The 6,873-nt window shown below is 39.4% G+C and carries 8 protein-coding genes; 2 read left to right on the top strand and 6 right to left on the bottom strand.

Annotated elements, in window-relative coordinates:
• Window positions 1-301 precede the first annotated feature (301 nt).
• The 5 genes from ptsP to CI597_RS17210 all read right to left on the bottom strand — a co-directional run bounded on the left by ptsP (window position 302) and on the right by CI597_RS17210 (window position 4,715).
• Entirely contained in the window at window positions 302-2,011 is a 1,710-nt protein-coding gene (ptsP, locus tag CI597_RS17230; RefSeq protein WP_024726944.1) for a phosphoenolpyruvate--protein phosphotransferase, read from the bottom strand.
• A gap of 33 nt (window positions 2,012-2,044) precedes the next feature.
• Window positions 2,045-2,308, bottom strand: a complete 264-nt coding sequence (locus CI597_RS17225; protein ID WP_006568975.1) for an HPr family phosphocarrier protein — start codon at window positions 2,306-2,308, stop codon at window positions 2,045-2,047.
• Window positions 2,309-2,513: 205 nt separating this feature from the next.
• Entirely contained in the window at window positions 2,514-3,008 is a 495-nt protein-coding gene (locus tag CI597_RS17220) for a CAT RNA binding domain-containing protein (protein WP_024726943.1), read from the bottom strand.
• 8 nt (window positions 3,009-3,016) lie between these two features.
• Window positions 3,017-4,255 (bottom strand): GTPase HflX, encoded by a 1,239-nt coding sequence (gene hflX, locus CI597_RS17215; protein WP_024726942.1) that lies wholly within the window; start codon window positions 4,253-4,255, stop codon window positions 3,017-3,019.
• A gap of 40 nt (window positions 4,256-4,295) precedes the next feature.
• Window positions 4,296-4,715 carry a transcriptional regulator GutM gene (locus tag CI597_RS17210; RefSeq protein WP_024726941.1) on the bottom strand — a complete coding sequence of 140 codons (420 nt, stop codon included), beginning with the start codon at window positions 4,713-4,715 and terminating at the stop codon, window positions 4,296-4,298.
• Window positions 4,716-5,462: 747 nt separating this feature from the next.
• On the opposite strand from CI597_RS17210, the gene CI597_RS17205 reads away from it, so the two are divergent.
• Both CI597_RS17205 and CI597_RS17200 read left to right on the top strand, forming a co-directional pair.
• Window positions 5,463-5,834, top strand: coding sequence for a DPCD protein (locus CI597_RS17205; protein ID WP_095143020.1), 372 nt, complete (start codon window positions 5,463-5,465; stop codon window positions 5,832-5,834).
• Window positions 5,834-6,541, top strand: a complete 708-nt coding sequence (locus CI597_RS17200) for a hypothetical protein (protein ID WP_024726939.1) — start codon at window positions 5,834-5,836, stop codon at window positions 6,539-6,541. The genes CI597_RS17205 and CI597_RS17200 overlap by 1 nt, the downstream gene beginning before the upstream one ends.
• A gap of 195 nt (window positions 6,542-6,736) precedes the next feature.
• On the opposite strand, the gene CI597_RS19605 is transcribed toward CI597_RS17200, so the two are convergent.
• Window positions 6,737-6,873: SDR family oxidoreductase (locus tag CI597_RS19605; protein ID WP_143266099.1), on the bottom strand; the 137-nt coding region annotated here is incomplete at its 5' end.

Below are 6,873 nucleotides of genomic sequence, written 5' to 3'. Positions count from 1 at the left end.
CCTACGTTCTCTTTCTGTCAGGTTAAATGTGCTGTCAGTCAACGACATTTGTTGACTATTATTTGATACAAAAGCCATGCGAATCACCTCGATATTTGATATTTATATTTTACCAAATGTTCGGATGAATTGATATATCGTGTTAAATTTTCAAGGTACAAATTTATATCAAAGGTCAATGACCTTTTGACACCCTAATCTATTATAGTAAAAAAACAGGTTCGCGTAAACAAAAAAACTCTCAGAAGATATGTCTGTATACAGATCATATCTCCTGAGAATCTATCATACATTATAAAGCCTAGCTTCTGGCTCTTTCTTCCAATAAAGCTTTTACTTCTGCTTCTGTTGTCAGCTGCATAACTTCCTCTGCCAAAGCTTTTGCTTCGTCCATAGTCCATAAGGACATTACTTTTCTTGTGGCAAGGATCGCAGTTGCACTAACAGAGAATTCGTTCAGTCCGAATGCAAGAAGTACCGGTACGAGCAGCGGATCGCTGGCAGCTTCACCGCACATACCAGCCATAATACCCTCTTTATTTGCAGCCCCGATGATGTTCTTTATTGAACGGAGTACTGCCGGGTTATATGCTGAGTACAGGTAAGCCACGTCAGAGTTTCCTCTGTCAGCCGCCATAGTATATCCTGTCAGGTCGTTGGTACCGATGCTGAAGAAATCTGCTTCTTTTGCCAAAATGTCGGCAATTAAGCTTGCAGCAGCAGTTTCCATCATAACGCCGACTTCTACGTCTTTGTTATATGCAATGCCTTCTGCGTCTAATTCTCCTTTGATTTCTTCAAGCAGTGCTTTTACAGCACGGAGTTCGTCCACACATGTTACAAGCGGAACCATGATGCGGATCTTTCCGAATGCACTGGCTCTCAATAAAGCTCTCAGCTGAGGTCTGTAAATGTCAGGACGTTTCAGGCAGAAACGCACTGCACGGAAACCAAGGAACGGGTTTTCCTCTGTCTCTAATCCGAGATAAGGAAGTGCCTTGTCTCCTCCGATATCCAGAGTACGGATGATCACAGGTTTTCCTTCCAGAGTCTCTGCAACTGTTTTGTATGCTTTGAACTGTTCTTCTTCGGTAGGAACGCTGTCACGGTCCATGAATAAGAACTCTGTACGGAACAGTCCCACACCTTCTCCGTCGCACTCAACAACTCTTGCAGCCTCGTCCGGCCCGCCGATATTGGCAACCAGTTCAACTACACGTCCGTCAGCAGTCTGAGACGCCTGTCCGATGAACTTGGACAGAGCCGCTTTCTCTTCCAGATATGCCGCTTTCTTAGCCTTGTAATCTTCCAGGACAGAATCTTCAGGATTTACATATGCTTCTCCTGTCGCTCCGTCTAATACGACAACATCTCCGTCTTTAACGATGGAAACGATATTCTCAACACTAAGTACTGCCGGGATCTCCATGGAACGGCAGATGATCGCAGAGTGGGAAGTCTTGCCTCCGATCTCTGTCAGTACACCCTCGACATTGGCCGGGTTGATGCCGGCAGTCATGGACGGGGTCAAATCTTCCGCAACCAGGACAGTTCCTTCCGGAACAGCGCTGATATCTACTTCCTCGATCCCTAATAAGATCTTGATTAATCTTGTTTTAATATCTCCTAAGTCAGATGCTCTCTGTTGGGTCAATTCATCTTCAGCCATGGCAAAAATCTGTGCAAAGAAATCACATGCTTCCTCGACGGCAGCTTCCGCATTGATCTTTTCGTCATCGATCTTCGCATCGATCTGCTCTTTGATCGCAGGGTCCTGGATCATGAGGATATGTCCCTCCAGAATCTCAGATTCCTGTTCTCCGGCAGTCACCTTCATGGCTTCCACCATCTTGGTTGTCTTATCGATGAACACTTCGATCGCTTCGCTTAATCTTTTCTTTTCTGCTTCGGCGTCTGTAATTGTCTCCTTTTTGTAATCCAGGCTCTGTTCCTTTATCACAACAACTTTACCGATGCCGATTCCCGCAGATGCTCCAATACCTTTATACATATGCCACCTGTCCCCTTTGTAAAATGAGATTAATTATTCACCTAAACCAGATTCAATTAATTCTGTCGCATGAGCTAAAGCTGCTTCCTCATCAGGACCTTCACATACAAGTTCAATCTCTGAACCACATTTGATACATGCTCCGATGATGTTCAGAAGACTCTTTGCATTGATCTTCTTGTCCTCGAAAACGATGGTGACATCAGATTCAAACTTTGTTACTGCCTTTGCTAAAACTCCTGCCGGTCTCATGTGTAATCCCTGCTCGTTTTCAATTACAAACTTCTTAGATACCATAATAAAATCTCCTTCATTCTGTAAATTTTAGTTAATAAATGACGGACTGAGCTGAAAAAAACAAAAAGACCCCTTAATAAATGCGCGAATCTCAGCTTACATCTATCAAAAAGGTCTTGCCTGCATTACCAGTCACAATCCAATATTCAATGTCTAAATCTTATCAAAAACCCGTCCAAATGTCAACTGAAACCACAACAAATTCCTATTGGATGCCGGCTTCCAGGATCAGCCGTTTTACATAGATGATCAGGTACATTTTTTCATCTACGGACAGGGTATAGCCGTAATGTCCTTCAATATGCTCGACAATTTTCTGGCTGCATATATAAGCCTCCGGATATTTCTTCTGATTTCTCTCATAAAACTCCACATCATCCTCTTCATCTTCCACAGAATGTGACTCTCCGGATTTGATGCTGTTTTCCAGATATTCCAGATGCGTAATAAATCTTTGATAGGCAGGCAGCTCTGTCTTGAAACTGATCTCATAAAATTCCTGGATAATAGCGAGCACTTCCTGGATAAATGGACTTTTTTCCCGCTGATCCAGTGTAAAAATCTTCTCGATCTTTGTCTTGTCGAGTTCATCCCCTGCCTTTTTCCGGAATCCTATGCCCTTTCCCATGAGAATAACCTCATGGTTGTTCGTATCAAAGGTACTGACCACATTATTGTTAATCACTTTCTGTATAATCATACGTCCTCCTACACCATTCCTAAGATTTCTTTTGGTATATAAGCCTCCACGTAAATGCCGTCATCCCGGTATTCCTCTTTTATAAGCTGTCCGTGGTTTCTGATGGCCTGGATCTTTCCCGCCTCGTCATAACCGTATTTTTTCTCTAAATAAATTTTCTGTCTGCTCAGGACGTCTTCGATCACATTTAAGAGATCCCCGGTTCCTGTACCCTCTTTGGCGGAAATCATTACAGTTTCATCCGCATGGACATCCTTCAAAAGAATGCCTTTATCTGCCTGGTCTATCTTATTAAATGCCGTGATCACAGGCGTATCCTTGATGCCGAGCTGATTTAATGTCTCATAGACAGCCTCCATCTGCTGCTCCATACATGGATTGGAGCAGTCAACCACGTGAAGGATCACATCACTGTACTTAGCCTCTTCCAGTGTACTCTTAAATGCATCTACCAGATGATGCGGAAGCTTTCTGATAAATCCAACCGTATCCGTCATAAGGATGGTCTGCCCGCTGTTTAACACAACACTTTTTGTGGTGGGATCCAGTGTGGCAAACAGCTGGTCCTCTTCCAGGACTCCGGCATCCGTAAAGTAATTTAACAGCGTGGATTTCCCGGCATTGGTATAACCGACAATACAGACCACAGGTGTATGGTTTCTCTGCCGCTGCTTTCTCTGAACTTCCCTGTGTTTGATCACCCCGGAAAGTTCAGCTTTTAAATGGGATATCCGTGTGCGGATCAGACGCCTGTCCATCTCAAGCTTCTTTTCCCCCGGCCCTCTCGTGCCGATACCGCCGCCTAGCCTTGAAAGGCTTACTCCCTTTCCGGTCAGCTTTGTGGCGCGGTATCTGAGCTGGGCCAGCTCCACCTGGATCTTTCCCTCTTTTGTCCGGGCACGCTTAGCGAAAATGTCCAGGATCACCAGTGTCCGGTCCATCACCTTGATATCCAATATCTGTGAGAGATTTGCAAGCTGTGCCGGTGAAAGCTCATCGTCACACACAATACCGTCTGCCTCTGTCTCAAATAAAAGATCCCGGATCTCCTCTATCTTACCTTTTCCCACATAAGTACCGGGGTGGACCTGTTCTCTGGCCTGGAGAATGCATCCTTCCACTAAAGCTCCTGCAGTCCTTGTAAGTTCTTCTAACTCTTCCAGGGATTCCTCGGCTTCCCTGGGTTCTCCCAGACACACACCCACCAGGATCACTCTTTCTTTTTTCTGCTCCAGTATTTCTTCCATTCTGTTCCTTTCCTGCCGCTTTGCTTCTAACACTCAAATTTTAAATATTTTTCACAGCCATCGTCAATGCTTTTTCCTTTGGAGTCATTTCCTGTTCCCCTTTTTCATACAGCGTCTGCTTCTTTTTCATTTCTTCCTGCTCTGTTTTATATTTTGCGATATCCATGCCAATGTACTCAGAAGCGGTCCCATGGCTCCATTCCATTCCAGATCCTTCCGCCGACACAGCATCAATCACTTTTTTGTCCTTGTCTGCAGCAAGGATCACTATGTATTCTTTGTTAAAAACGGTTCCCTTACACAACCCAAACCCAATCTGATAATCTTTTCCATAGGTCTCCCTGAAATCTGCATACAGTTTTCTCACCTCATCTGACTGCTGCTTGATCATATAAGAATATCCGATAAATGCGAAAATTCCCACAATTATAATAATTCCTATCACTATTTCCATAATCATACATTACCTCTTCCCTTTTTATTTCTCTAAATGTAATCATTTACAAATTCCTTATATACTGAACGTAACTAAAACTATTCACTCTTTACCTGTGCACTTAAATATCATTCTAATCTTGCTTTTGTTTATGATTATAGAATAGAGGATTAAAAATAACAACATCTAATCCTTTGAAAACAGATATAACAGTCAATTTTATAACTACGTAGTTAGGCAAAATTCACAATCACCTAAATTATCTTTTTGTTTGTAGATTTCTTTCATTTCAAATATTACAAAAATTGAAAGTATAATTATAAACATTTACCATGTCTTAAGCCTAATAGAGGGATTACTTATTACATATATTAATATTCCATAAATTAATTTAATTAAATTTATTTTGTAACAACTTACAAATTTATTCTAATCTATTGCAATATTTCCCCATATCTCATATAATAGTAAAAAGACTGAATTATCCATTTAGTTGTTTTTTAAATTATTAACTATTATTCGTTTAGATTGAAGTGATGACAATGGTTTCACTTTAATAGATGAGCAGGTTTGAAGCTAACATCCGTGTCAGGGGAACAGACTCACTATGAAGCAACCATTTCTGGTTCAACAGGAGGTAACAGAACTATTACCTGATTGACACTAAGAACAATTATACCATGGGCTTTACTAAGCCTATTGAACAAATTTTATTTAGTTATCAAGGTACATTTAATGTATCTAAAAGATATTATACGAGGAGGTATCTCTATGAAAAAATTATATTTATTTATTATTCCTATTATTTCCTATATATTGGCATATATAATTACAGGTTTAGAAGATCAAATTCCATTATATTCTGAATCTGTTATTAAAATATATATTCTAAAGTATATTTTTATTATTTTGCTAGGTTTATTTATCTGCTTTTTTTCCAAACGTTTGCCATTTATTTTAAAGCACAATATGACAATTATATTATGTTTGCTTAGCATCTTCCTTCCTATTATTCTTTGGATTTACCTTATAAGAACTAATTTTGTCGGCAATTTTGATAATTATTTTTTAGTTTTCTTTCTTTATTTAGGGGGATATCTAAATACTATTATTTCTCACTTCACCAAGAAAGGAGATGCTTGATGAAAAAATATTTTGTATACATTTTTGCCTTATTTTTTATTTTGGGTCAATCTACTCCAACCTTTGCCGATACTAAATCTAATGATGAATCAGAGGTTTCTACTATTTTAGATAAGGAAAATTTTACAGAACAAGATAGTAAAACGTTGTATAAGTACGGCCTGAAACATGGAAAGGTCAAAAACGAAGTTATGAAATTAGAAAATGGCGATAGCAAATATCTCCTAAAAACTTATGAAATTGAGGACAAGGAGCATAATTCTAAGATACTGACGGCTTCTACTGAAGACCTATCTCAAATTAAAGAGCAGGCATCATTAATCAAATTATTTCATAATAATGTTTATGCTGGTGATTATGGAGATGGCAAATGGGACAAGACCAGTAGCGTATACTTTACATTACGTATATATTTTACCACAAAAAGTACAACTGCGAGATTAGATCGAATTGTAGGAAAAGTTAAAAAACATGTTCAGCCCGGAGTAAGTGTTAAAACTAAAATTGTTTTTTTCCGAACTTTAAATCCAGCAGCTGGAGTAAATCAACAAAAAAACAAATATCCAACTTTGGAATTTGATTACAAAACAGGTTTTAAAAAATATGCGCCAAAGCATAGCTCTTCTTTTATCGGAGGTACTTGGCAAACAACCTTAAAACGTGGAAGTAGCTGGACTTGTTCTTTCCCCCTTTATTTATATAAATAACAATATAATCTTTAATACAATAGGGATGCTACAAATATAGTTTATAAGGGAATCATAAATAAAACCGACATATTTATGATTCCCTCATTTTTATATATGAAAATAGATTGATAAACTAAACAATTACTAAAGGTGCCACATTTAAACATGCGGCACCTATTTAAAAATAAATGCTATTCAAATATATTTTTGTTCTTATCCTCTGGTCTTTCCGCCGGCTACATTGATGGTCACACCGTGTACATAAGAAGATCTTTTGCTTGCCAGATATACACACATGTCTGCCACTTCGGAGAGCTTTCCGGATCTTCCGAGCGGTGTTGTTGACGTCT

Origin of the sequence: Anaerostipes hominis (ex Lee et al. 2021), from assembly GCF_002270485.1 — a bacterium.
Classification (GTDB): domain Bacteria; phylum Bacillota; class Clostridia; order Lachnospirales; family Lachnospiraceae; genus Anaerostipes; species Anaerostipes hominis.
Note: the sequence above shows the minus strand (reverse complement) of the source record. Positions and strands in the feature narration are given on the sequence as shown.